At 42.9% G+C, this 23,694-nt stretch carries 23 protein-coding genes and 1 riboswitch; of the genes, 15 read left to right on the top strand and 8 right to left on the bottom strand.

Annotated features, from left to right (window positions below):
- The first annotated feature begins 33 nt into the window (after positions 1-33).
- The 3 genes from rbr (at position 34) to QVC79_RS08150 (ending at position 1,619) form a co-directional block, all read left to right on the top strand.
- Positions 34-606 (top strand): rubrerythrin, encoded by a 573-nt coding sequence (rbr, locus tag QVC79_RS08160; RefSeq protein ID WP_118449150.1) that lies wholly within the window; start codon positions 34-36, stop codon positions 604-606.
- A 159-nt stretch (positions 607-765) separates the two neighbouring features.
- Positions 766-1,143, top strand: a complete 378-nt coding sequence (locus tag QVC79_RS08155; RefSeq protein WP_124317929.1) for a RidA family protein — start codon at positions 766-768, stop codon at positions 1,141-1,143.
- Positions 1,144-1,223: 80 nt separating this feature from the next.
- The gene (locus tag QVC79_RS08150; RefSeq protein WP_124317928.1) at positions 1,224-1,619 is read left to right on the top strand and encodes a DUF6146 family protein; all 396 of its coding nucleotides are present in this window, start codon (positions 1,224-1,226) and stop codon (positions 1,617-1,619) included.
- A 65-nt stretch (positions 1,620-1,684) separates the two neighbouring features.
- On the opposite strand, the gene QVC79_RS08145 is transcribed toward QVC79_RS08150, so the two are convergent.
- From QVC79_RS08145 to tamL, 6 genes are all read right to left on the bottom strand, one after another.
- A complete protein-coding gene (locus QVC79_RS08145; protein ID WP_229782916.1) occupies positions 1,685-2,413 on the bottom strand; it encodes a nucleotidyltransferase family protein in 729 nt (242 codons plus the stop codon).
- The gene (locus QVC79_RS08140) at positions 2,414-3,064 is read right to left on the bottom strand and encodes a response regulator transcription factor (RefSeq protein ID WP_151411752.1); all 651 of its coding nucleotides are present in this window, start codon (positions 3,062-3,064) and stop codon (positions 2,414-2,416) included.
- A gap of 10 nt (positions 3,065-3,074) precedes the next feature.
- Entirely contained in the window at positions 3,075-4,019 is a 945-nt protein-coding gene (locus tag QVC79_RS08135; protein WP_270593322.1) for a sensor histidine kinase, read from the bottom strand.
- Between the two features lie 166 nt (positions 4,020-4,185).
- Positions 4,186-4,668 (bottom strand): ferritin-like domain-containing protein, encoded by a 483-nt coding sequence (locus QVC79_RS08130; RefSeq protein WP_270593320.1) that lies wholly within the window; start codon positions 4,666-4,668, stop codon positions 4,186-4,188.
- A 71-nt stretch (positions 4,669-4,739) separates the two neighbouring features.
- Entirely contained in the window at positions 4,740-4,928 is a 189-nt protein-coding gene (locus tag QVC79_RS08125) for a hypothetical protein (protein ID WP_270593319.1), read from the bottom strand.
- A 521-nt stretch (positions 4,929-5,449) separates the two neighbouring features.
- Positions 5,450-7,789, bottom strand: coding sequence for a translocation and assembly module lipoprotein TamL (tamL, locus tag QVC79_RS08120; RefSeq protein ID WP_270593318.1), 2,340 nt, complete (start codon positions 7,787-7,789; stop codon positions 5,450-5,452).
- A gap of 44 nt (positions 7,790-7,833) precedes the next feature.
- Here tamL and QVC79_RS08115 point away from each other — a divergent pair, with 44 nt between their 5' ends.
- The 11 genes from QVC79_RS08115 to uvrB all read left to right on the top strand — a co-directional run bounded on the left by QVC79_RS08115 (position 7,834) and on the right by uvrB (position 21,555).
- The gene (locus QVC79_RS08115; protein WP_416336073.1) at positions 7,834-8,607 is read left to right on the top strand and encodes a TrmH family RNA methyltransferase; all 774 of its coding nucleotides are present in this window, start codon (positions 7,834-7,836) and stop codon (positions 8,605-8,607) included.
- A 33-nt stretch (positions 8,608-8,640) separates the two neighbouring features.
- Positions 8,641-9,189: a porin family protein gene (locus QVC79_RS08110; RefSeq protein ID WP_124317482.1), complete on the top strand. Its 549-nt coding sequence runs from the start codon at positions 8,641-8,643 to the stop codon at positions 9,187-9,189.
- Positions 9,190-9,354: 165 nt separating this feature from the next.
- Positions 9,355-9,460: riboswitch (SAM riboswitch) on the top strand.
- Between the two features lie 352 nt (positions 9,461-9,812).
- Complete coding sequence (locus QVC79_RS08105; RefSeq protein ID WP_087420461.1) at positions 9,813-10,976, top strand: homocysteine biosynthesis protein; 1,164 nt, start codon at positions 9,813-9,815, stop codon at positions 10,974-10,976.
- A 94-nt stretch (positions 10,977-11,070) separates the two neighbouring features.
- A complete protein-coding gene (locus tag QVC79_RS08100) occupies positions 11,071-11,493 on the top strand; it encodes an NIL domain-containing protein (RefSeq protein ID WP_087420462.1) in 423 nt (140 codons plus the stop codon).
- A 56-nt stretch (positions 11,494-11,549) separates the two neighbouring features.
- Positions 11,550-12,311 (top strand): UPF0280 family protein, encoded by a 762-nt coding sequence (locus QVC79_RS08095; protein ID WP_270593315.1) that lies wholly within the window; start codon positions 11,550-11,552, stop codon positions 12,309-12,311.
- 16 nt (positions 12,312-12,327) lie between these two features.
- On the top strand, positions 12,328-15,750 hold the full coding sequence (gene metH, locus QVC79_RS08090; protein ID WP_270593314.1) for a methionine synthase: 3,423 nt from the start codon (positions 12,328-12,330) through the stop codon (positions 15,748-15,750).
- Between the two features lie 203 nt (positions 15,751-15,953).
- Positions 15,954-16,907, top strand: coding sequence for a methylenetetrahydrofolate reductase [NAD(P)H] (gene metF, locus QVC79_RS08085; RefSeq protein ID WP_270593313.1), 954 nt, complete (start codon positions 15,954-15,956; stop codon positions 16,905-16,907).
- A gap of 3 nt (positions 16,908-16,910) precedes the next feature.
- On the top strand, positions 16,911-18,200 hold the full coding sequence (locus tag QVC79_RS08080) for a Na+/H+ antiporter NhaC family protein (RefSeq protein WP_270593312.1): 1,290 nt from the start codon (positions 16,911-16,913) through the stop codon (positions 18,198-18,200).
- A gap of 38 nt (positions 18,201-18,238) precedes the next feature.
- On the top strand, positions 18,239-18,988 hold the full coding sequence (locus QVC79_RS08075) for a sulfite exporter TauE/SafE family protein (RefSeq protein ID WP_270593311.1): 750 nt from the start codon (positions 18,239-18,241) through the stop codon (positions 18,986-18,988).
- 97 nt (positions 18,989-19,085) lie between these two features.
- Positions 19,086-19,463: a thioesterase family protein gene (locus QVC79_RS08070; protein WP_118258242.1), complete on the top strand. Its 378-nt coding sequence runs from the start codon at positions 19,086-19,088 to the stop codon at positions 19,461-19,463.
- A gap of 85 nt (positions 19,464-19,548) precedes the next feature.
- The gene (uvrB, locus tag QVC79_RS08065) at positions 19,549-21,555 is read left to right on the top strand and encodes an excinuclease ABC subunit UvrB (RefSeq protein ID WP_270593310.1); all 2,007 of its coding nucleotides are present in this window, start codon (positions 19,549-19,551) and stop codon (positions 21,553-21,555) included.
- Positions 21,556-21,617: 62 nt separating this feature from the next.
- Here the strand turns inward: uvrB and QVC79_RS08060 are convergent, their stop codons facing one another.
- On the bottom strand, positions 21,618-22,634 hold the full coding sequence (locus tag QVC79_RS08060) for a hypothetical protein (RefSeq protein ID WP_270593309.1): 1,017 nt from the start codon (positions 22,632-22,634) through the stop codon (positions 21,618-21,620).
- Between the two features lie 5 nt (positions 22,635-22,639).
- On the bottom strand, positions 22,640-23,083 hold the full coding sequence (locus QVC79_RS08055; RefSeq protein WP_270593308.1) for a hypothetical protein: 444 nt from the start codon (positions 23,081-23,083) through the stop codon (positions 22,640-22,642).
- A 167-nt stretch (positions 23,084-23,250) separates the two neighbouring features.
- Here QVC79_RS08055 and QVC79_RS08050 point away from each other — a divergent pair, with 167 nt between their 5' ends.
- The gene (locus QVC79_RS08050) at positions 23,251-23,640 is read left to right on the top strand and encodes a transcriptional regulator (RefSeq protein ID WP_270593307.1); all 390 of its coding nucleotides are present in this window, start codon (positions 23,251-23,253) and stop codon (positions 23,638-23,640) included.
- Positions 23,641-23,694: the final 54 nt, after the last annotated feature.

Below are 23,694 nucleotides of genomic sequence, written 5' to 3'. Positions count from 1 at the left end.
TATCAAAACACGACCACTAAAAAGATTAAATTTATGAGCATTAAAGGAACAAAAACAGAACAAAACTTATTGAAATCATTTGCCGGTGAATCACAGGCCAGAAGTCGTTATACTTTTTTCGCTAGTGTAGCTAAAAAAGAAGGATTCGAACAAATCGCCGGAGTATTCATGGAAACTGCCGAACAGGAAAAAGAACACGCCAAGAGATTCTTCAAATTCTTAGAAGGTGGAATGGTTGAAATCACCGCATCTTACCCCGCAGGTGTAATCGGAACAACAGCAGAGAATCTGAAAGCTGCCGCAGAAGGAGAAAATGAAGAATGGTCAGACCTCTACCCGGAATTTGCTAAAGTTGCCGAGGAAGAAGGATTTACCGCCATCGCTGCTGTATTCCGTAACATTGCGAAAGTAGAGGCAGAACACGAGGCTCGTTACAGAACGCTTTTAGCTCGCGTGGAAGCCGGTAAAGTATTCGAGAGAGACGAAGTGATCCTGTGGCAATGCCGTAACTGCGGTTTCGTTTACGAAGGCAAAACAGCCCCGAAAGCGTGTCCCGCTTGCGCTCATCCTCAAGCATATTTCGAGGAAAAGAAAAACAATTACTAATCATACTTGTAATTGAGGATAAAAAACTAAAGGTTGAGGCAGATGTCTCAACTTTTAGTTTTTTATTTTATCCCTCTTGAAGAAATCACAACTCGATTTTCGTTATATTCGCGACAAAGAAACAGAAATCTATTTTTTAATTGATAAAATAAAGTCATTATGAAAAAAGTAATCAACTCACCAAAAGCACCGAAAGCCATCGGTCCTTACAGTCAAGCAATTGAAGCAAACGGAACGCTTTACATCAGTGGTCAACTTCCTATTGACGTGAACACCGGAAAATTCGTTGAAGGTGGAGTAAAAGAACAAACAGAACAATGTTTGAAAAATATCGGTTACATCCTAGAAGAAGCCGGATATACTTTTGACAACGTGGTTAAATCAACTTGCCTGTTGGGAGATATGTCTTATTTCGCTGATATGAACGAAATCTATGCCAAATATTACAAGACAGATTGTCCTGCCCGTGCAGCTTTTGCCGTAAAAGCCCTTCCGATGGGTGCCATGGTTGAAATTGAAACCATCGCTATAAAATAAAGATAAAAACGGCTGGTTCAGCCGTTTTTTCATTTTTTTTTCTTACCTTAGAGGAAAGTAGTGCATAACTTAAATCAAACATGATGAGAATATTCGGTTTACTCCTTATGCTTGCCCTATTTTTCTCCTGTGCATCTCAAAAAGAGGTAGCCCAAAATAAAAAGGGGCGTTGCGCTATAAAAGATTCAGCGCAATATGAATTGATCGTTTTTGATTCGGGATTCGATTTTTGGTTGGCAAGTCACCAAAACGTGGCCAGTCAACACTCGGAAAGTTATTACCAAAGTATGAATCACCAGTATGCCATCGAATGGAACAGAAGGTATGCTGCCGGAGATCCGAGAATCAACAGTTATATCGATTACAGCCTGAACAGGGACTACGGGTTTGATTTCAATTACAAACTCTACATGTATTTCAGGTTCTTCGAAGACACGAACAGGATAAAACTAATCCCGGGAAACAGAAGCCTTTAATGATTTTAGATTTAATGATTTTAGATTGAGAGATTAAAAGAAGGGATAGCTTGTGTGGTTGGAATCTAAAATCTAAAATCATTAAATCTAAAATTACTCGCTTCTTTTATTGCCTCCGGGGTACCCAAGTCGAGACATCGGCCATCGTGCCGGAAAAGCTCGATAGGATGTTCTTTTGCCTGCGCCAGATGCTCGTCGATGATAGAGAATACTCCCTGATGAATGATATGCTTTAAATATTCCGAGCTAAGAATCTGAATCCCGCAGTAATTGAACTCCGTGGCCCCGTAAAAGCCTTCGTCCACGATCTTTTGCTCCCCGGTTCGCTTGTTCTCCCACCCCTTCAAAATACCGTGATTAAACTTCAATACCCGATCTGCAACGGCCTGTTGCACGACCAGTGTGGCGTATGCCTCACGTGATTCATGTTGACAAACGAGAGCCTTCAAATCCAAGTCCGTTAAAATATCCACGTTATGAATAAGCACGGGTTCCCCCGGAATAAATAATTCTCGGGCCTTCAAAACCCCTCCTCCCGTATCCAGTAACTCATCTCGTTCATCGGACAAAACGATGTCCATACCGAAATCTCCTTTCTCTTTCAGAAAGAGTTCTACCTGATCGGCGAAATGATGAATATTAATCACTAACCGCTCCACCTGCACTTCTCTCATTCTCTCGACCACCCGTTCCAACAGCGTCTTTCCTTTCAATTCTACCAGAGCTTTCGGGCGATCGTTTGTCAATGGCCGCAACCGGGTACCTAAACCGGCTGCAAAAATCATCCCATTCATCTATATCTCTATAATATTATTTTTAATCGCATACATCACCAATGCCGCCGTATTCCGACATCCAGTCTTACTGAGTAGATTTGCCCGGTGCTTGTCTACCGTACGTTTACTGATAAACAATTCGTCCGCAATCTCCTGATTTGACAATCCTTTGCACACGTGATACAAAATTTCCAGCTCCCGTTCCGAAATATCATTATCTACGGTTTCCGGTGTCTCGCTTTTGTTATCACGCATATTATTCAGAATATTCACCAGCAACTCTTCCGAGAAGAAACTTTCCCCTTCCGCCACCTTCCGAATAGCCGTTACCACCTTATCAATTCCCGAGTTCTTCAACAAGAAACCCTTTGCTCCCGCATCAATCATCTTGTAATAATACTGCTCGTCCCCGTACATGGAAAGAACAATAATCTTCAAATTGGGTTTCATTTTCATCGCCTCGATCGTGGCATCAATACCATTCATCTCCGGCATCTCTATATCCATCAGCACGACATCACAATCAACAAACGACAAATTCTCAATAAACTCCCTCCCGTTCGAGGCCTCGTAAATATGTCGAACGAAATCCTGAGTCGAAAGCAATAATTTCAACCCCTCCCTAAACAATTTGTGATCATCAACCAGATATATTCTCAATTTATCCATAAAACAAGATTTACTTACACGTTATAAAAGCCCTCGCAATCATTCCCCGGCCCGATTCGCTGGAAATCTTTATATCTCCATTTCCCGAATTCAACCGGTACTGCATGTTACTCAATCCCATCCCGCCATCACTTTCGGCCTGCTTCACGTCAAACCCCATACCATTATCCTCGTATTCCAAGTACAAAACATCACCCTGCAACTGTAGGTCAATATTGATTTTACTGGCATTAGCATGTCGCAACGTGTTATTGATCAACTCGCAAATCACCCGGTACATGATTACTTCCACGTTATATATAAAACGACGATTATCAATATTTGTTTTAAAATTAATACTAATACCTTCAGCCGGACGCAATTTTCGAATAAATGACTCCGTGGCATCCTTTAAACCAAAATTATTTAATATATGAGGACTGATATTAGCTGAAATCTCTCGCACGCTCGTGATAGCCTCATCAACAGCTTGTTTCAAGTTCCCTTTGATTTTGTCGTTTACCTCCGGCGAGTTCTTTTCCTCGAAACCGGAAAGCAACATCTTTATAACACTTAATAAAGGCCCTAACCCGTCATGCAACTCCTTGGCAAAACGCTGCCGCTCCTGTTCCTCCGTGCGGATAACAGCCGACAGTACCCGCTTTTCCGTCTCACTCCGTATACCATCCAGCCGACGTAAAAACTGGAATACTTTCCGTATATAAAATGCCCCGATAGCAAAGGCCAGCGAAATAACAAATGACAACCACACTTTCGTCTGGTACAACTCTTCCGACTCTCCCCGGTGCATCGAGGGAACCAATTCTATCGCCCGGTAAATCGCCATCAAAAAAAAGCCCGTTGAAATCAAAATCCAAGCGGCATTAAACTTCGTCCGCTTAAACAAACTAATAGCGAATCCCATCGCAACGATCTGTAACAACAAAGACAAGTATACAACTATTTGTGTAACCACGACATATGTATTAGTTAAAAGTTAAAAACTAAAAGATAAAAGCCATGTTCAAATATCGGCATTATTTCCAAACTTACCAAGTTTTTAGACTTCGAACATTATCAGCAAGTATATGTCATGATTAGTGGAAGATATGCACGTTTACATATCTCCCATTCCCTTTCAACTAACCCTCATTCTCTCGATTATTCAAGTCAATATTCAAGGGTAATCTCCATCTCTTCTCTTGGGTAAAAATATGAAGTAACTCTATAAAAATCCTAGAAGTAAATCTCTTCTGCAAATATATTTCACGGACAAAAGCGTGAAAAGCTACATCAACATTCTCGGTAAGCACCAAAAGTATTTCAATCTGCTCCGCCATATATTTTTCATGGTTGATCAATTCGTTTAAGGCATGTAACGTATTATTCCAATCCCACGCATCCCGTTTCATTTCCCGAATCAGAACACTTCCCTTTGAACGATAAATAGATTCAATCATCCGACAAATCCTGCTCATATTATCCTGAGATTGCAAATTTACCCAAGAAGCCAGTTCTGCCAGTTGTTGTTCTTCGAAATAAACTTGTAACGACAAATACAAGTTCGCAGACCATAACTCCGCATTTATTAACTCATTCACGGCATATTCTATTCGCTTATCCATTATCAACTTAAAATTTAATTACTGTTTCATACTTCTATAAAGTCGTGACATATCGTCAAGTAAAAAGAATCTTATGTCTTTTTGTCCTCTTCCACCTGTAAAAAAGTCAACATAAGATCCAGTTCTTTTTCAATATCCTCTATTCTACTGAGAACGAATTCCCAAGAATCTCCTTGTAAACCACGCTTCAGCTCCCGGATTTCCTTCGATAAAACAAAAAATAACATCCGAAAATCCTCTTCTCTGGAATGTCTCTTCATCTATTAACATGAATGAAACCTCTATTTTGGCATATTGTTTGCGCAATGAGAAATAGAGAAAATGACAAAAATGAAGTGATCGACGAGAAGAAGTGAAAATCAAGCGTGTCTTTAAAACAATGACGGATAAGAAGTGTAAATCTGGGGACAATGATAATTTCTTTTTTCAATTTCATAATTTTCATAAAACTCAAATATACAACAACCCTGTTCCCATGGGTTGAATCCATATAAGGTTAAGCGTGGGAACTTTTAGTATTACCGTCCAGAAGTATCCCCATACTCACTACAAGTAAATACATAAAGCCCCACGCCTATATAATATAATCAAATGAGTATACGATATAGCACGAGGGACGTTGTCTGCATTATCCATTGTAGTATTGAAATTGGGGATTTCCTGAACACGGATAATTCTTTAAACGCCTTGTATCTTCAATAAAATTACGTTCCAAAGATATAAATTATCTATTAAAACATAACTATTATTTTTATTTTTATTAGTATAAGATTAACATGACCTAGAACGGGTACCCGATCGCCACGTTAAACACGGAGCGTCGGAATCCTCCCCGTGAATCAAATAACACGAAACGATTTCCCACGGGCATGGAAGGATCTTTCACCTTGATTCCCAAATCAAAACGTAACAAAAAGAAATTAGCGTTCAACCTCAAACCCGCCCCCGTGCCGATAGCAATCTGGTTAAAGAAATTGTAATTCAGTTTCGCCCCGAAACGATTTTCTTTCGGGTTTATATTCCACACGTTTCCGGCATCCACGAACAATGCTCCCTCCAACAACCAAATCAACTTGAAACGGTATTCAATATTTCCCGCCAATTTGAAATCCCCCACACTATTCGGGTATTTCTCCGTGGCCAGATAAGAACCGGGACCTAACGTCCTAGCCTGCCAAGCCCGGATGTCATTTGCCCCACCCCCATAATACGCCTCCTCAAAAGGCAAAACCTTCATGTTTCCATACGGGTAACCACACCCCACGAAAAGACGTCCCACGAGCGAGTTCGCCCGGTTGATATACCAGTTATAACGATATTCAGCATCTGCTTTCACAAATTGCGCATACCTTACCCCGAAAATTTTGTAATACTTTTCATTTAACGTTCCACTCGCGGAACTTTTACTCCCGGCAATTCCATCTATAACGGAAAGAAAATTCCCTGAAGTTTCCGTGTTCACCCGAAAATAACTATAATTTGCCGTTTTCACGTTCACCTGCTGATCCGTATAAGTGGCAGAGAAAACGGCAGAAAGGATCATATGGTCCGTGTAGGCATTTTTGATATACTCGTTTTTCAAACCATCGATAAAATTCTGGTCCACATCCTTCATCAACACGTAGTTCAAATCAATCAAATCAAAATTGTACCTCCACTTTTTATTCGCTTTCCGCCATAAATAACCGAAACGGGCATTAGCAATCGAACGGGTATAATACGGGGTATATTCATAGCTATACGAAAAAGAAATCGAAGTCTTCGGAGCATAATTCCGCCGGAAATCTTTCATCTTGAAAAACGGCATCCAAAACTGCGGGGTCACAAGTTTCAATTCAGCTCCGATTTCCGAAGTATTAAATATTTTTCCCTCTCCATTGACCTGTTCTTTCCGCAAACTTCCCCAAATACTGGCCGAAATATTCTCTCCCGCACGGAACACGTTACGATGGTTATAAGTAAAATTACCTCCCACTCCCATGTTGCCCGAATTATGCGTACCCTCCAAGAACACATTATAGGATTGCCTCTTCACGGGTGACAACTGGATCACGCAATCCAAGGCTTTCACGTCTCCATCCGACTCCACCTCTTTAAAATCAATATTCACCATCTTGAAAAGATTCAGCGCCTGCAATCGTACATAAGTATCAATCACCCGCCGGGCATCGTACAATTCCATCTGCTGCAACTGGATGGTTTCGATAATCATCTTGGGCTTTATTTTTAATTTCCCCTTGTACAGAATATTATAACCGTTATAATACAAAGTATTATACGTAGAATCCACCCGTCCCGCTGTCATCAGCGGATCATAATCAAAATTCACGCTGATATTCCGCACGAAATAACGCCTGTAAGCGTTGCTATCCACGGCGTTCTCAATCACCCGTACGAAAACTTTGGCCATATTTTCTTTAGCCGCGCTTGTTGTATCGGCAAAAAACTGGATAAAATTCTTTGAAAAATTGAAATAACCTTTTTCCCGGAGCATCTTCGTGATTCGTTCCCGTTCATCATCTAGAACGTCAAGATCCAATGGAGCGTCTTTCTCCAAAAGAGAATTCACCGTATCCCGTCGGAAATTGGCCATCAACCCGCTTTCCTCGGCGATCTGGTTTACCCGTCCCCCCTCCTTATCGTCAAATCGCATTTCCTGAATCCGGGTAACAGGTCCCACTTTCACGTGGTATTCCACAAACGCCTTCCTTTTCTTATAAAAGATCGTATCTGACACTTCCGCACTATAAAACCCTTTATTATGGAGATACAATTCAATCTGGCTGGCACTTCGTTGCGTCATGAAAGGATCGTAAATAACGGGAGCCTCCCCGATACGTCGTAACCATTGGTTAAATTTCTTTTTTTCATTCCTCCCGCTTAAATTATATAATCCCAGATGAAAACGGGCAACCCCCAAAATCCGGGTATTCGGTTTTTGTCGGATATTTCGTTTCAAATCAGACCGATTAAGCTTATAATCATCCACTTTTACCTTCACACGATCCAGCAAATACTCGTCTTTCCCGACATACTTCGTCGGTGAACACGAATAAAAAATGAAGAATATAAAAAAAATAAAACTTATCTTGTACGCTACCCGCATGCTCAAAAATCTCAAAAAAATACTATGTTTGTGTTTTATTTTAACCAGCAAGCTTAAAAATGATGCTTAGCAAACACCTAACAAATGTAATTCAAAACCTTGAAAAAAAGAAATTCAGGGAAAAATATAATTTATACAAGGTAGAAGGAGATAAACTCGTACAGGAATTACTCCTCTCTGACATGAAAATAGATTCATTGATTGCCCGTCCCTCGTGGATCGAAAGTAATCAACAACATGTGAAAAAATGCAACACGATCGAGGTAAACGAGATCGAGATGGGACGTATTTCCAATTTCAAATCCCTACCGGAAGTCATTGCATTAGCCGAAATCCCCGTTAAAACATACAACCCGGAGGAGATAAAAGACTCGCTTTCAGTGATTCTCAACGGTATTCAAGATCCCGGCAACATCGGCACGATACTCCGGGTTTGCGACTGGTTCGGTATCCGGAACATATTTTGCGATCACGATTGTGCAAACATTTTTAACCCGAAATCCGTTCAAGCAAGCATGGGTGCAATATTCCGGGTGAACGTTTTTTACTTGGATCTTGTCAGTTTTATCCCCCGGTTCACGAACCCGGACTTTCCCTGTTACGGGACATTTCTGGAAGGAGAAAACATCTACCAGATGAACCTCCAAACCAAGGGATTTATCGTCATGGGAAACGAGGGAAACGGAATTACCGCGGGTATCGAACAACTGGTGGACCACAAAATAACAATTCCCAGTTTTGCACACAGTCTTTATTCGACAGAATCCCTGAACGTGGGAGTTGCCACAGGTATCATCCTTTCGGAATTCAAACGAATAGAATATAATAACTAAACAAAGTCAATTATTTAAAACAAAAAGAACAGTATGAAGAAAATTGTAGTATTGGCATTATTCAGCCTTATCGGCCTTGCAACAATGGCCCAATCACTCCCAATTAATTTTGGTATACATGCGGGATGGAATGATACGAAAATCAGTGCAAAACACTTGAAAGTAGATTCCCACGGGGGATATATGATTGGAGCTTTCGCCCGTATCAATCTGGGAAGTATTTATCTTGAACCCGCCTTGAACTTTGCTCACAAAGAAAGTAAAATTAATGGCGAAATCGGTTCCATCGGGAAATTCAAATACAGCTCCATCGACATTCCTGTTATGGTTGGATATAACATCCTTAAACTCCCCGTATTCAAATTGCGTGGATTTGCGGGTCCCGTTGCTTCCTTCGTGACCAAGGATTTAAAAAAGGACTTCAACACGGATAAAATGATGTGGAACGGGAAAATCGGAGCCGGAGTTGACGTTTGGAAAGTAACTTTCGACATTGACTACGAATTCGGATTAAAGAAATTCGGGGACGATATAAAAGCTCCCAAATCATGGAACTTAACCCTAGGATTCAAGATTATCTAATCCTACCTTATTTCTAATGTAGTTTTCTAAAATCGGTTTACTCGATTTTAGGAAACTACACGGACGTAAATATTCGATCGGCTGAAAAAATCCCGCCAAATACTTGCATTATTCATTTATTCTGTTTTTCTTTGTCCCAATCAATTCAATCTGCGAGGATTGTTTGAATTATAAAGAGGAGTCGAGAGAACGGGCTCATGGAAACTCCGACAACCTGCAAGACCACTTGCAAGGTGCCAAAACCCGACCTGAGAACCAGGAGTTATAATTTAAGCTGAAAGAAAATGAAAACAGAAACAACAAAACAAAACAGCATTTATTGCACTACAAATTGTAGCATTCTTTTCATTCATTCTATCGCCATGTCTATGCGTATGCGCTGCATGCGCTAATATTTTTTATACCCCGGACTTTTTATTTTAGATTTTTTTAATTTCAGATTTTTGATTGGGAAATTACACGGTAATTTTCAGGATTTTATGAATCGGTTTCAAGGATAAACCGTGTGAAAACGTGTCATTGCATACCATCAAATCATCCATAGAAATCAATTAGTTGCAAGGCAGCTAACAGATAAAAAATCACCAACAAACAATTTATCCATTAAAAAATTGTACAAGATCATGGCTAAAACATACGCAGAAATAAACGATAAAATCAAGAAAGGTACGGCTGTCGTGTTGACTGCCGAAGAAGTTGCAGAACTGGCAAAAACGCTCTCCCCGAAAGAGATTGCGGAGAAAGTGGATGTCGTGACCACGGCCACTTTCGGGGCAATGTGTTCCTCCGGGGCATTCCTAAACTTCGGACACGCTAATCCCCCGATTCGCATGGAAAAAATCGAGTTGAACGGCATTCGTGTCAGTGGTGGACTAGCCGCCGTGGACACTTACGTGGGTGCCACTGATTGCAACCCGGAAAATCCCAGTTACGGGGGTGCCCATATCATAGAAGACCTGATTGCAGGTAAAGAAATCACGCTGGAGGCCTGGGGAAAAGGTACGGATTGTTATCCCCGGAAACATATCAAAACGGTGATCACCAAAGATACGATTAACGAGGCCATCCTGTACAACCCCAGAAATGCCTACCAGAATTATAACGTGGCTACTAACTCCACGGATAAAATTAAATACACGTACATGGGAACCTTGTTGCCAAAATTGCGAAATGCCTCTTACAGCACGGCCGGAGAATTATCTCCCCTGTTGAACGATCCGGAATGTCGTACGATCGGTTTAGGAACTCGTATTTTCCTCTGCGGGACAGAAGGATACGTCACTTGGAACGGAACACAATTCCACTCCACGAAAGAAACGAACGAACACGGAATACCCACCAGCAATGCCCGCACGATTGCCGTAATCGGTGACTTAAAAAACATGAGTACGGAATTTTTAAGAGGAGTTTATTACGAAAAATACGGGGTAAGCATGTTTGTCGGCATCGGCATCCCCATCCCGATTCTGGATGAAGACCTTGCCCGCAGAGTATCTATCCGAAATGAACAAATAGAAACCACGGTTGTCGATTACGGAGACGGGAATAAGATTTTAGGTAAAACAAATTACGCCGCCCTACAAAGTGGAGAGATCGAGGTCAATGGCCATAAAATCAAAACGGCTCCTGTTGCCAGCTTGTCAAAAGCCCGGCAAATTGCCGAGATTTTAAAGTCATGGATTCAGAAAGGAGACTTCCTGCTCACGGAACCCGTTCGCCCCATGCCAACAGGCACTTCTCTAAAAGGACTCCAAGAAATTGAAAATGGAGAATTGAAAAAAGATTAAGTGCTTGCCGATTCAACGATTACGTGATTTTATAATCATCTAATCGGAAATCACAGAATCAAATAATTAGTAAAATCTAAAATTAATAGCGGCTATGACTAAAAAAGTAATATTAACCTTCCCGGTTGACGCAACAGATAGACCCTTGACATACGACTTAATTCGTATCTATGATGTAAAAGTAAATATCCTAAAGGCAGAGATACAACCCGGAAAAACCGGATCACTCTTGATCGAAATGGATGCGGATCCCTTGAGAATAGAACAGGCTATCGCCTTCCTGAATGATAACGGGGTAACCGTAAGCCCTGTATCCAGCAAGATTTCTTACGACGAATCCCGCTGTATCAATTGCGGAAACTGTGCCTCGGCCTGTTTCTCCCACGCCTTGACGATCGAGGCTCCCGACTGGAAACTACAATTCAATCCCGAAAAATGTATCGCCTGCAAACTATGTTTAAAAGCTTGCCCGTTGAAACTTTTCAAGATTGAATTCAGTAATCCGGAAAGCTGCTAGACAATTGAAAATGGAAAATGGAGAATTGAAAATTGAAATCATAAATTAATTCGGTTATGATCGAGTACAAAAATCGCACATATCGGGAGCATTTGCAGAAAGAGCGCTGGTATTCTTTCACGGTTGCTTACAAAGAGACAGACCTGTGGATCGGAATAGATCAAGCATCTTTCCAAGAAAGCATACCTACATTCACGGAATCCCGAATCCGAACATTACGGGAATACATGGATGCTTACCTGCAAAATGATCCGGATTACGCCACGTCACTCGTTTCCTACGAGGCACAACCGGGAGCCCCAGCCATTTTTCAAGAGATGTCTGAGGTGGCCAGAAAATCCGGAATCGGTCCGATGAGTGCGGTTGCCGGGGCTGTTGCCAGCCGAATTGGTCAAGAGATCAAAGAAAAGTACGGGGTGCGGGAAATCATCGTGGAAAATGGCGGAGACATCTACGCGGACATACAAGAAAACATAGATATTGCCGTGTTTGCCGGGCCCTCTCCCCTGTCGGAAAAAGTGGGTTTCACCCTCCGGGCTGACCACGCCCCCCTAGGAATTTGTACTTCATCCGGAACCGTGGGTCCCTCTTTAAGTTTCGGGAAAGCGGATGCCGTCATGATTATTTGTAAAAATTGTGCTTTAGCCGACACGTATGCCACGGCTTTTGCCAACGAAATCAAAACAACAGACGACATCGCCCCTTGCATCGAAAAGATCGGGAAGACGAAAGACATCCTTGCCGCCATCTGTATCAAGGATGACAAAATCGGAATTCACGGCATTTTTGATTTAAAACTCTTTCATTCTAAACTTTAAATTCTAAATTACAAAAATGAACCTACAAGATCGCATATACATACTGGATGGAGCCACCGGAACAGCTTTGCAGCAATTCCGGTTGACGGAAACCGATTTCCGAGGCAAGGAATTCGCACACCACCCGATCCCCCTAAAGGGAAACAACGATGTGCTGAATATTACCCGCCCGGACGTGATTCGTCAGGTACATCAAAACTATATTGATGCGGGAGCCGATATTATCGAAACCAACACCTTCAATGCCAATGCTATTTCACAAACCGAATACGGTTGTACGGAATGGGTGGAACGCTTTAACTTGGAAGGCGCCCGTCTGGCAAAAGAAACCGCAGCCGCTTGTAAAGAACGGAAAGTTTACGTGGCAGGAAGTATCGGACCAACCGATAAATCCCTGACCCTCACCCCTGATCCCGATCAACCGACTTACCGAATCGTGGATTTCGATACGCTGGCCAATGCATACGCCAGTCAGGTAACGGCATTAATAGAAGGCGGCGTAGATTTGTTGCTGGTTGAAACCATCTACGACGGGCTGAACGCAAAAGCCGCCCTTTACGCTATCGCAAAAGTACAGGAAGAGAAAGGTACGCATCTTCCCGTGATGCTTTCCGCCACGGTAAACGACAAAAGCGGACGTACACTGACCGGACAATCACTGGAGGCCCTGTTCACGAGTCTCTCCCACTACCCGATTCTCAGCTTTGGCCTGAACTGTTCATTCGGGGCGAAAGAGTTACACCATTTCCTACGGGAACTGGCTCCACGCATCCCGTGTTACATCAGTATATACCCGAACGCAGGACTACCGAATGAAATGGGAGAATACGACGAATCTCCGAAATTTACCGCTCTTTGTCTCCAGAACATGGCAAAAGAGGGATTGATCAATATTGCCGGAGGATGTTGCGGAACGACACCGGAACACATCCGGGCAATCGCAAACGCCTTGAAAGACATCCCCCCTAGAAAAGTCCCGACATCCAACCACCAACTAAAAGTGAGTGGTCTCGATACCGTCGTGGTGGATAAGGAATTAAACAATTTTATCAATATCGGCGAACGTACAAACGTGGCAGGCTCCGCTAAATTTGCCCGTCTTATCCGGGAAAAGAATTACACGGAGGCTGCCACGATCGCCCGGAAACAGATCGAGGCAGGAGCGTCTATCATCGACATCAACATGGATGATGCCATGTTGGACGGCACGGCCGAGATGGAACGTTTCGTGCGAATCATCAGCAACGAACCGGATATTGCCAAAGCGGCTTTCATGATAGATTCTTCCAAGTGGGAAACCATCCTTGCCGGGTTAAAAAACACGCAAGGAAAATGTATTGTAAACTCGATCAGCTTGAAAGAAGGGGAAAAAGACTTCCTTTACAAAGCCAAAGAGATTCAACGCCTAGGGGCGGCCGTGGTCGTGATGGCATTTGACGAAGAAGGCCAAGCCACGACATACCAACGTAAAATAGACATTTGCCAAAGAGCTTACGACTTGTTGACCACGCAAGCTGGATTTACTCCTGAAAACATTATCTTCGATGTGAACATACTAGCCATCGGAACCGGAATCGAGGAACACAACAACTATGCCGTGGACTATATCGAGGCGGTACGCTGGATTAAACAAAACTTGAAAGGATGCCGCACATCCGGTGGTGTCTCCAACTTGTCATTCTCGTTCCGGGGAAATAACACGGTGCGGGAAGCCATGCACTCCGTTTTCTTGTACCATGCCATTCGTGCAGGGCTGGACATGGCGATCGTGAATCCTGCCATGTTACAGGTATACGACGAGATCGACCCGGTATTGCTGAAAGCCGTGGAAGACGTCGTACTAAACCGTACACCCGAAGCGACGGAAACCCTGATCACCCTTGCCGAGAAATACAGGGAAACGAAAGGAGAAGTAAAAACCGTGCAACAGGAAGAATGGCGGAACCGTCCCCTGGAAGAACGTCTCGGACACGCACTAATCAAGGGAATCACGGATTATCTGACGGAAGACCTTCAAGAGACACTCGCGCATTATGCCAGCCCGGTCGAGATCATCGAAGGGCCTTTAATGAAAGGAATGGAACGGGTCGGACAATTCTTCGGGGAAGGAAAAATGTTCTTGCCACAGGTCGTGAAATCAGCCAAGGTTATGAAAGAAGCCGTACACATCCTACAACCGGAAATCGAACGTCACAACGCATCGGGCAAAAACGTAACCCGTCGCCCCCGTGTCGTGATTGCCACGGTGAAAGGAGACGTACACGACATCGGTAAAAATATCGTGAATATTGTTCTGACCTGTAATAATTTGGAAGTAATCGATCTTGGTGTCATGGTTGACAATCAAAGTATTGTCAATGCTGCCAAAGAACACGAGGCAGATATTATCGGAGTCAGCGGTTTGATCACGCCCTCTCTGGGGGAAATGGAAAACCTGTGCGAACTGTTGCAAAAAGAACAATTACAAGTTCCCCTACTTGTTGGTGGAGCTACGACCTCAACCGTGCATACGGCCGTCAAACTAGCACCGAAATACGAATATTGCGTTGTGTCAGGTGGTGACGCATCCCGGACCGTGGGAATCATCAAGCGTTTACTGAATGATCGGGAAAATTATATTCGTGAAATAAAAGTTGAACAAGAAAACATTCGAACTTTGTACAATCAACATCAACAAAAACAAATATCACTCGAAGAAGCTCGCCGGAGAGCCCCACGGTACGATTGGGAACACGTGGAACCCACAACTTTCGGAGAACACAATCTACTGGTAAAACGCTTGAATCTCGAAGATTTAGTGGAAAGAATCGACTGGACGCCATTTTTCCATTTCTGGGGATTCAAAGGGATATACCCAAAAATCATTTACACGAACGACGAGGCGGACCGTACTTACCAAGCAGCACTGGATATGCTGGGTAAAGTGATTGCCGGAAATGAATTTGACGTTTCCATCATTGTCCGTTTCTTTGATGCCTATTCGGAGCATGAAGACATCGTTCTGGATGGTCAATATCGATTCACGATGCCCCGGCAGCAAGCGGACTTGGAAGAGTGTCTTTCACTGGCTGATTTCGTCATCCCGAAAGAAAAAGGAATCGGCAGCGTGGGACTATTCTGCTTGAAAGTACAGGATGATCACCAATGCAACGATTGCCGTGATTTTGAACACTTGTTACGAGGAAGTCTCTGTGCCCGGTTGGCAGAAGCCTGCGCAGAATGGATGCAGGAACAAGTCAATGAAGGAACTCACATGATCCGTCCCGCTTTCGGTTACCCGACTTGCCCGGATCATGCGATGAAGAAATTGGCCTTTGACATTCTGGATGCTCCTACCCAGATCGGGGTACGCCTCACCGAAGGGTATTCCATCTATCCCTCGACAAGCCTGTGCGGCATGCTGATTTCTCATCCTAAAGTAAAATATTTTAGCGTATAAGACTCTTCTAAAATAAGATAAAAGTAACAAACTCCCTCCCCCCTTCGGGGTACTCCCTCTATAAACAGAGGGAGAGCTGGAATACTCCCTGTTTTCGGGAAGAGTCACCAACTCCTCCTCTGTTTATAGAGGAGGTGCACGAAGTGACGGAGGAGTTTGAACTCTAAAATAGATAAACTATTGGAATCTAAAAATCTAAAATTATGAAAGTCATCGACATACTCAACAATACAGACAAAGCGGTATTCTCTTTCGAGCTGGTACCGCCACTAAAAGGCGGAGACATCAATAAAATATACGAGGCCATCGAACCCTTGATTGCCCTTGCTCCCCCATTCATTAACATTACCTTTCACCGGGATGAAGTGGTATATCGTGAATACCCGGACGGAACGATCAAAAAAGTTACCGTGACAAAACGCCCCGGTTCCGTGGCACTGGCCGCAGCCATCATGAGACGGTACAACGTGGACATGGTTCCTCATATCGTGTGCGGGGGAGCCACCCGCCACAAGATCGAGAACGAACTCATAGACTTGAATTTCCTTGACATTGAAAACGTGATGGCCCTCCGGGGTGATCCCATACCGGGAGAACGTTTCTTTACTCCCGAAGAAGGCGGACACCAATATAGTTGTGAACTGGTAGAACAAATCACTCGCATGAACCACGGACAATACTTGGATGACACGCTGACAGAGGCCGTTCCCACGAACTTCTGCATCGGGGTTGCCGGATACCCGGAAAAACATTACGAAGCTCCCAACCAAGCCTGTGACATCGAAAACCTGAAAAAGAAAGTCGATGCGGGAGCAAATTATATCGTCACCCAGATGTTTTTCGATAACTCCAAATTTTTCCAGTTTGTCGATAAATGTCGGGCGCAAGGAATTAACGTACCTATCGTACCGGGACTAAAACCCATATCAACATTCAAACATCTGGAAATGCTCCCACGTACATTCAGTATAGACATCCCACACGAACTGGTTAAAGAGATTCGTTCATGCAAAAATAACAAGGAGATCAACCAAGTCGGTATAGAATGGTGCGTAGCACAGAGTAAAGAACTCATCGCACACGGGGTTCCCGCCGTTCATTACTACACGATGGGGAAATCGGAAAATATTCAGGAAATTGTAAAACAAGTTTTCTAAGCTATGCAACAAGAAACTAAACCAAACTTTTGGGCACTAACTCCCTTGATCGTATTTTTAAGTATCTACCTGATAGCCTCTATCATCATGGGAGATTTTTACAAAATGCCGATCACGGTAGCATTTCTCGTCTCTTCCGTTGTGGCCGTGGCCATCTCTTCCGGAGGAAAACTCCACAAACGGATAGACCTATTCTGCAAAGGAGCCGCCAACAGCAATATCATGCTCATGGTATGGATTTTTATCCTTGCCGGAGCATTTGCCCAAACGGCAAAAGCCGTGGGGGCGGTAGATGCGACCGTTAATCTGGCTTTATCCATACTTCCGGACAGTCTCCTACTTGCAGGAATCTTTATTGCTGCCTGTTTTATTTCACTTTCCATGGGGACTTCTGTCGGTACGATCGTGGCTCTTACCCCCGTTGCCGTCGGTATTGCCACGCAAACAGATATAAATACGCCTTTCATGGTAGCTATCGTGGTCGGAGGTGCCATGTTCGGGGATAACCTATCTTTTATCTCCGACACAACCATTGTTGCCACCCGCACACAAGGCTGTAACATGAAAGATAAATTCAAAGTTAATAGCTTAATTGTCATTCCGGTCGCCCTACTCGTAACTATCGTTTACCTGTTCCAAGGCAGCGAAATAACAACAACACCCAGCGCCACCCCGATCGAGTGGTTAAAAGTAATTCCTTACATTTTGGTACTTACCACCGCATTAGCTGGCGTGAATGTCATGATCGTACTTCTACTCGGTATTCTCTGTTCCGGTATAGTCGGAATAATTACCGGAAGTATTCAATTCTGGGAATGGATTGCCGCCATGGGTTCGGGGATCTCCGGCATGGGAGAACTGATCATTATCACGTTATTGGCAGGCGGAATGCTCGAAATGATTCGCTCCAACGGGGGAATTGCCTACATCATACAGAAATTGACAACTCATGTCAAATCAAAAAAAGGAGCCGAATTAAGTATTGCCGCCCTCGTCAGTTTCGCCGATTTATGCACGGCAAACAACACGATAGCCCTCATCATGTCCGGCCCCATAGCTAAAGACATTACCAATCGTTTTGGTGTCGATCCCCGGAAATCAGCCAGCCTGCTAGACACATTCTCGTGTTTCGTGCAAGGTATCATTCCCTACGGGGCGCAATTACTCATGGCCGCCGGTCTAGCCTCCATTACCCCGCTAGCCATCATGCAGTACCTCTACTACCCGTACTTAATGGGTGTTGCAGCCCTTTTGGCTATATTCTTCCGCTATCCTCGGAAATACTCACGGTAAACTTTTAGCTTTTATCTTTTAGTTTTTAACTTTGCCCCATGACAATAATCGAAATCATCGTCACCATACTCCTCGGTACCGCCGCAGGTTTTATCAACACGTTTGCCGGGGGCGGCTCCATGTTGGTAGTACCTTTCCTTATCTTCATCGGCTTACCGGCAAACGTGGCGAACGCAACCAACCGGATTGCTATTTTATTGCAAAACGTGGTATCCGTCAGCGGCTTTAAACAAAAAAAAATACTTGATTTCAAAACCGATTCTAAACTGCTACTCCCCGTGGCCCTCGGAAGTATCGTGGGTGCATTTATTGCCGTGGACATCAACGAAGAGATATTCAAAAAAGTCATTGCCGGACTTTTAATCGTCATGTTTTTCATGCTACTCTTGAACCCGGATGTCTGGGTTAAAGCAAATGCGGACAAGGCAAAAATGAAAAGCCCGTGGCTACGAAACATTATCTTCTTTTTCCTAGGAATTTACGGCGGATTCATCCAAATCGGTATCGGGTTCTTCCTGCTGGCGGGGTTGGTTCTCGGATGTGGTTACGATCTATTAAAAGCCAATGCCATAAAACTATTTATCGTGCTATTCTACACGATTATCGCTCTGGTAATCTTTATCTGGAACGATCTCGTGGATTTTAAAGTCGGACTTATCCTAGCCTGTGGAAATATGCTTGGAGCATGGTTAGGAGTACGTTTCAGTATCAAATGGGGAGCCAAATACATCCGGTATTTCCTGCTCGTCGTACTTGTCATTGTAGCCGTACGCCTGTTTTTCAGCTAACCGAATTTAAACAATCCATAACATCACGTGAAAACTTCTTAAAACGACCTTTCCATACAGGATTATTAGTTAACTTTGCATTGCAAATTCAAAGATCATGGAAATAAAAATAGGACACTCTTTCACACAAGAAATTACCGTGCAACATAAAGACACGGCAGCCGTTTACGGTTCCGGGAAACTGGAAGTATTCGCAACACCCGCAATGGTAGGTTTAATGGAAAACACAGCTATCAAATGCCTGGAAGGAATGTTGGAAGCCGACAGCGACACCGTAGGTATCGAGATCAATACCAAACACGTGAAGGCAACCGCTGTTGGCAAGAAAGTAACCTGCAAAGCCACCATCACTGAGGTTGACGGTCGCCGTATTCGTTTCTCTATCGAGGCATGGGATGAAACCGCCCCTATCGGCTCGGCCATCCACGACCGCTTTATCATCAACCCGGAAAAATTCATGAGCAAACTTTCTTAATTGTAAATTGAATAATTGTAAATTTTAAATTGAAGAACCAACATTTTCAATTTAAAATCTAAAATTTAAAATCTAAAATTAGTAAATGTTTAAACTAACTTCCCAATTCGAACCGACCGGGGATCAACCGGAAGCAATCAAGGAACTAACGCAAGGACTTCGGGATGAAGTCCCGGGGCAGGTATTATTGGGAGTTACAGGATCGGGAAAGACATTTACGATTGCCAACGTGATACAAGAGGTTCAGCGTCCGACACTAATCCTCAGCCACAACAAGACGTTAGCCGCCCAGTTATACGGGGAGTTCAAGGCTTTCTTCCCTGAAAATGCAGTAGAATACTTTGTATCTTACTACGACTATTACCAACCGGAGGCCTACCTGCCCACCACCAACACATATATCGAGAAAGATCTTATGATCAATGACGAGATCGACAAATTACGGTTACGAACCACGGCATCCTTGCTATCCGGACGCCGGGATGTAATTGTGATTTCATCCGTTTCGTGTCTTTACGGTATGGCAGACCCAACTGCTTTCGGTTCAAATATTATCTACTTGCAGAAAGGTCAAAAGATAGCCCGTAATCAACTTTTACGCCGTTTGGTGGATGCCCTTTACGTGAATAACGAACTGGAATTCAAACGTGGTAGTTTTCGGGCAAAAGGAGAAACCGTAGACATCTTCCCGGCCATTGAAACCTTCGAGGGAATGGCCTACCGGATCGAGTTCTGGGATGATGAGATTGACCGGATTACCTCGTTTAGCCCGCAAACCGGGAAAACGATCGACGAAATGGAAAATCTGAACATCTACCCCGCAAATCTGTTTGTCACGGATAAAGCCACGCTCGCGAAAGCCATACATGACATAGAACACGATCTTGTCGTGCAAGTTGATTTCTTAAACTCCATCGGTAAACACTTTGAGGCAAAACGACTGGACGAACGGGTAAAATATGACGTGGAAATGATCCGGGAACTAGGTTATTGCTCCGGTATCGAAAATTACTCCCGTTACCTAGACGGGCGGGCTGCCGGAGTTCGCCCCTTCTGCCTGCTGGATTACTTCCCGCAGGATTTCCTGCTCGTCGTAGACGAATCACACGTGACACTCCCGCAAGTAAGAGCCATGTATGGTGGTGACCGATCCCGTAAACAATCACTCGTGGAATACGGGTTCCGTCTTCCGGCAGCTTTCGATAACCGTCCACTCACGTTTGAAGAATTTGAGGCCAACACGGGGCAAACCATATACGTCAGTGCCACCCCGGCCGATTATGAACTGGAAAAATGCAATGGGGTTGTCGTGGAACAGATTATCCGCCCCACCGGAATTCTTGATCCGGAAATCGAAGTCGTTCCCAGCAAGAACCAGATAGACCACCTCATCAACGAAATACAAAAACGAATTGAGATCAACGAAAAAGTTCTTGTAACCACGCTGACCAAGCGAATGGCGGAGGAACTAAGTAAATATTTGGACCGTATTAGCATCAAATGCCAGTACATTCACTCTGACGTGGACACACTGGAACGAGTACAGATCATCGAAAATTTACGCAAAGGAGTAATTGATGTAATTGTAGGAGTTAACTTATTACGTGAAGGATTAGATATGCCTGAAGTCTCCCTTGTTGCCATCCTCGATGCCGACAAAGAAGGATTCCTACGCTCTACCCGTTCACTGATACAGACCTCCGGACGTGCCGCCCGTAACCTAAATGGCAAAGTCATCATGTATGCCGACACGATCACTCGCTCTATGCAGGAAACCATCAATGAAACCCAGTATCGCCGAGAAAAACAGATGGAGTATAACCTTCAACACGGTATCACCCCTACCCAAATACGGAAATCCACGGAATCCGTACTAAAAGAAACTTCCCGTGCTTACATTGAAGAAGAGCACGTGAACTTGGCCGCAGACCCCGTTACCGCTTACATGAGTAAACCGGAACTGGAAAAAATGCTGCAAAAAACAAAAGCTGCCATGCAAAAAGCCGCCAAAGAAATGGATTTCCTTGAAGCTGCCCGCCTCCGGGATGAAATGTTTAAACTGGAAGAAACAATCAAACGGCTGAATCCTTAAAAATATTTTTCTATTATAATAGCAAAAAGCAACTGTTTTTCCAGTTGCTTTTACCCTTCCAATCAAGATTCGAACCCACATTCTACAGGCGTTCGAAGTATTTTCCATTGTTTATCTACAGATTCTAAAAATTCTTCAAGTTTCTCGGAAATTTCTTTAAATTTTTTGGAAGATAGATCATTTAGATACAAACCATTAGCACTTATCGTGTAACTTCCCGTTAATACCTCCCCATCACATTGACGAATACTTTTGCTTACAAGTGGAATCTCGTTCAAGACTTTCTTTCTTGGGGTATAGTCTTCCCGTATTGTAATGAAAGCCTCTTCTTTTTCCGTAGCCTCTTTAATATTCATAAACTCTCTCTTTTCCATCCGATCCAAGAATTGTTGCATTTGCTCGATAACACAGCTTATTTGCTCGGAAGATGTAAAGTGCATCTCCCCCTCGTAAGTATCAATATAGTAAGAAACACCATAAGTATCTTTATCCGCAAAACGACAAACAGACATATCCACATCAATTCCACATAAATCATCATCCTCAAATTCCTGAAAAGAGGTATTATCTTGTTCAAGAAACGTTTCGATCGTATCATGAATTTCAACTAATTGTTTTAACGAAAGATCGTACAATAACTCATCACCAATGGAAATACTATAGAGGCGTCGCATCTTACACGCAACCTCTAATTCTTTAATTTCTTTCGCTTGAAAAGAATTGTACACAAACCATTTCTCAACAAAAGAAGTTTCCCTTGATAATTTCACCATTAATTCTATTAATCGTGAAGCTAACAGTCTCTTATCCTTACTATACGAGGGGACATCAACGTAACCTTGAAAAAAAGCATCAGCCAATTTCATCCAAGGAAGTCGCATACAATCCAAGAGTTGTTGCGTTTCATTCATCTCATGGAGCAAGCCTCCCAATAAATTTTCATCACAATCTCCTCTCAATTTATTACCCCGAAACCTTCTCATAACCTGAGACTTCGTCAGATAGAAATCTTTCGAAGACATTCTTTGTTGCTCTCCCGACATCCCGTCAGAAAAAGCACTTTCATCCTTTTCACCCATGATAGTCACATTTCAGGTTCATTACTCCTCAAATCAATCAAAGCTTCTACTTCTTTCCTCTGTTGCTGGTATTGACGTGCCAAACCCATAATCAAAGGTTCTTTCTTGGAAAGATGTTTCATCTTTTTTATCAACTCTATCACCAAATCTGATAAGCGATTTTGCTTCTCTTTTCCCTCTACCAGAACTACATAATGCATAAAACTACTATATAGTACTGAAATACTATCCTCCCACTGAAATTGTAAACTGTGTAATAGGTTTTCCACGATACACAAGTGTTTCAACATAACCTCTAAAGGTTCCTTTTTCTCTTGCCCCCCAAACGCCATTAAACGTTCTGCCTCCAAAATGTAGTAATTTTCCAGCCTTTCAATTTCTTCCGTGGACAGGCCACCTAACGCATCTCCATTTTCTGATTGCGCCTTCAAAGCATCATTCTTTTCCATAAGTTATAGGTTTAAGTCAGGCAGAAAAAAACGGTTCTGCCCATACCGTCTGTAATGAAACATTCCTCACCACAGCAATGAAAATTCATTGCCTAATTCATTATTTTCCGTATATTTACGATCATTTAATCTATTAAAACTCAACAAAGATACAAAATATTTCGCCAATGCAAGAAAAAACACAAAATATTTCACCAATAAAACAAAGAATATTACAATTTATAGCAAATCTAGGGATCAGCAAAAGAGAATTTTACTCTTTAACAGGAATATCAAGAGGCACTCTAGAGAGTAAAACAGGTATTACAGAAGACACATTAACAAAACTTTTCGCCATATATCCGGAATTATCACCTATATGGATCTTTACAGGAAAAGGTGAAAAGTTCCAATCTCAACATGATGAAATTTCCTCTCTTTTTACTCCAGAACAAAATATCGAAGATAAACTTCTCAGTATTATAGCAAAAAAAGATTCAGAAATAAGAGAACTGGCAGAAGAAGTAGGCAAGTTAAAACAAGAAATTCTACAATTAAAAAATTCTATACAAGATTAGATATACCTACTTGTAAGTATACCTAATCTTATTCTATCTTCGAAATTATTTTCT

Source organism: Butyricimonas sp. (assembly GCF_019423355.1).
GTDB lineage: Bacteria > Bacteroidota > Bacteroidia > Bacteroidales > Marinifilaceae > Butyricimonas > Butyricimonas faecihominis.
The sequence above is the reverse complement of the archived record's forward strand: the minus strand, read 5'-3'. Positions and strand labels throughout refer to the sequence as shown.

What these genes read in the sequence shown, in the direction of transcription:
- rbr (WP_118449150.1), top strand. Translation starts at nt 34, where the DNA reads ATGAGCATTAAAGGAACAAAAACAGAACAAAACTTATTGAAATCATTT.
- QVC79_RS08155 (WP_124317929.1), top strand. Translation starts at nt 766, where the DNA reads ATGAAAAAAGTAATCAACTCACCAAAAGCACCGAAAGCCATCGGTCCT.
- QVC79_RS08150 (WP_124317928.1), top strand. Translation starts at nt 1,224, where the DNA reads ATGATGAGAATATTCGGTTTACTCCTTATGCTTGCCCTATTTTTCTCC.
- QVC79_RS08145 (WP_229782916.1), bottom strand. Translation starts at nt 2,413, where the DNA reads ATGAATGGGATGATTTTTGCAGCCGGTTTAGGTACCCGGTTGCGGCCA.
- QVC79_RS08140 (WP_151411752.1), bottom strand. Translation starts at nt 3,064, where the DNA reads ATGGATAAATTGAGAATATATCTGGTTGATGATCACAAATTGTTTAGG.
- QVC79_RS08130 (WP_270593320.1), bottom strand. Translation starts at nt 4,668, where the DNA reads ATGGATAAGCGAATAGAATATGCCGTGAATGAGTTAATAAATGCGGAG.
- QVC79_RS08125 (WP_270593319.1), bottom strand. Translation starts at nt 4,928, where the DNA reads ATGAAGAGACATTCCAGAGAAGAGGATTTTCGGATGTTATTTTTTGTT.
- QVC79_RS08115 (WP_416336073.1), top strand. Translation starts at nt 7,834, where the DNA reads ATGATGCTTAGCAAACACCTAACAAATGTAATTCAAAACCTTGAAAAA.
- QVC79_RS08110 (WP_124317482.1), top strand. Translation starts at nt 8,641, where the DNA reads ATGAAGAAAATTGTAGTATTGGCATTATTCAGCCTTATCGGCCTTGCA.
- QVC79_RS08105 (WP_087420461.1), top strand. Translation starts at nt 9,813, where the DNA reads ATGGCTAAAACATACGCAGAAATAAACGATAAAATCAAGAAAGGTACG.
- QVC79_RS08100 (WP_087420462.1), top strand. Translation starts at nt 11,071, where the DNA reads ATGACTAAAAAAGTAATATTAACCTTCCCGGTTGACGCAACAGATAGA.
- QVC79_RS08095 (WP_270593315.1), top strand. Translation starts at nt 11,550, where the DNA reads ATGATCGAGTACAAAAATCGCACATATCGGGAGCATTTGCAGAAAGAG.
- metH (WP_270593314.1), top strand. Translation starts at nt 12,328, where the DNA reads ATGAACCTACAAGATCGCATATACATACTGGATGGAGCCACCGGAACA.
- metF (WP_270593313.1), top strand. Translation starts at nt 15,954, where the DNA reads ATGAAAGTCATCGACATACTCAACAATACAGACAAAGCGGTATTCTCT.
- QVC79_RS08080 (WP_270593312.1), top strand. Translation starts at nt 16,911, where the DNA reads ATGCAACAAGAAACTAAACCAAACTTTTGGGCACTAACTCCCTTGATC.
- QVC79_RS08075 (WP_270593311.1), top strand. Translation starts at nt 18,239, where the DNA reads ATGACAATAATCGAAATCATCGTCACCATACTCCTCGGTACCGCCGCA.
- QVC79_RS08070 (WP_118258242.1), top strand. Translation starts at nt 19,086, where the DNA reads ATGGAAATAAAAATAGGACACTCTTTCACACAAGAAATTACCGTGCAA.
- uvrB (WP_270593310.1), top strand. Translation starts at nt 19,549, where the DNA reads ATGTTTAAACTAACTTCCCAATTCGAACCGACCGGGGATCAACCGGAA.
- QVC79_RS08060 (WP_270593309.1), bottom strand. Translation starts at nt 22,634, where the DNA reads ATGGGTGAAAAGGATGAAAGTGCTTTTTCTGACGGGATGTCGGGAGAG.
- QVC79_RS08055 (WP_270593308.1), bottom strand. Translation starts at nt 23,083, where the DNA reads ATGGAAAAGAATGATGCTTTGAAGGCGCAATCAGAAAATGGAGATGCG.
- QVC79_RS08050 (WP_270593307.1), top strand. Translation starts at nt 23,251, where the DNA reads ATGCAAGAAAAAACACAAAATATTTCACCAATAAAACAAAGAATATTA.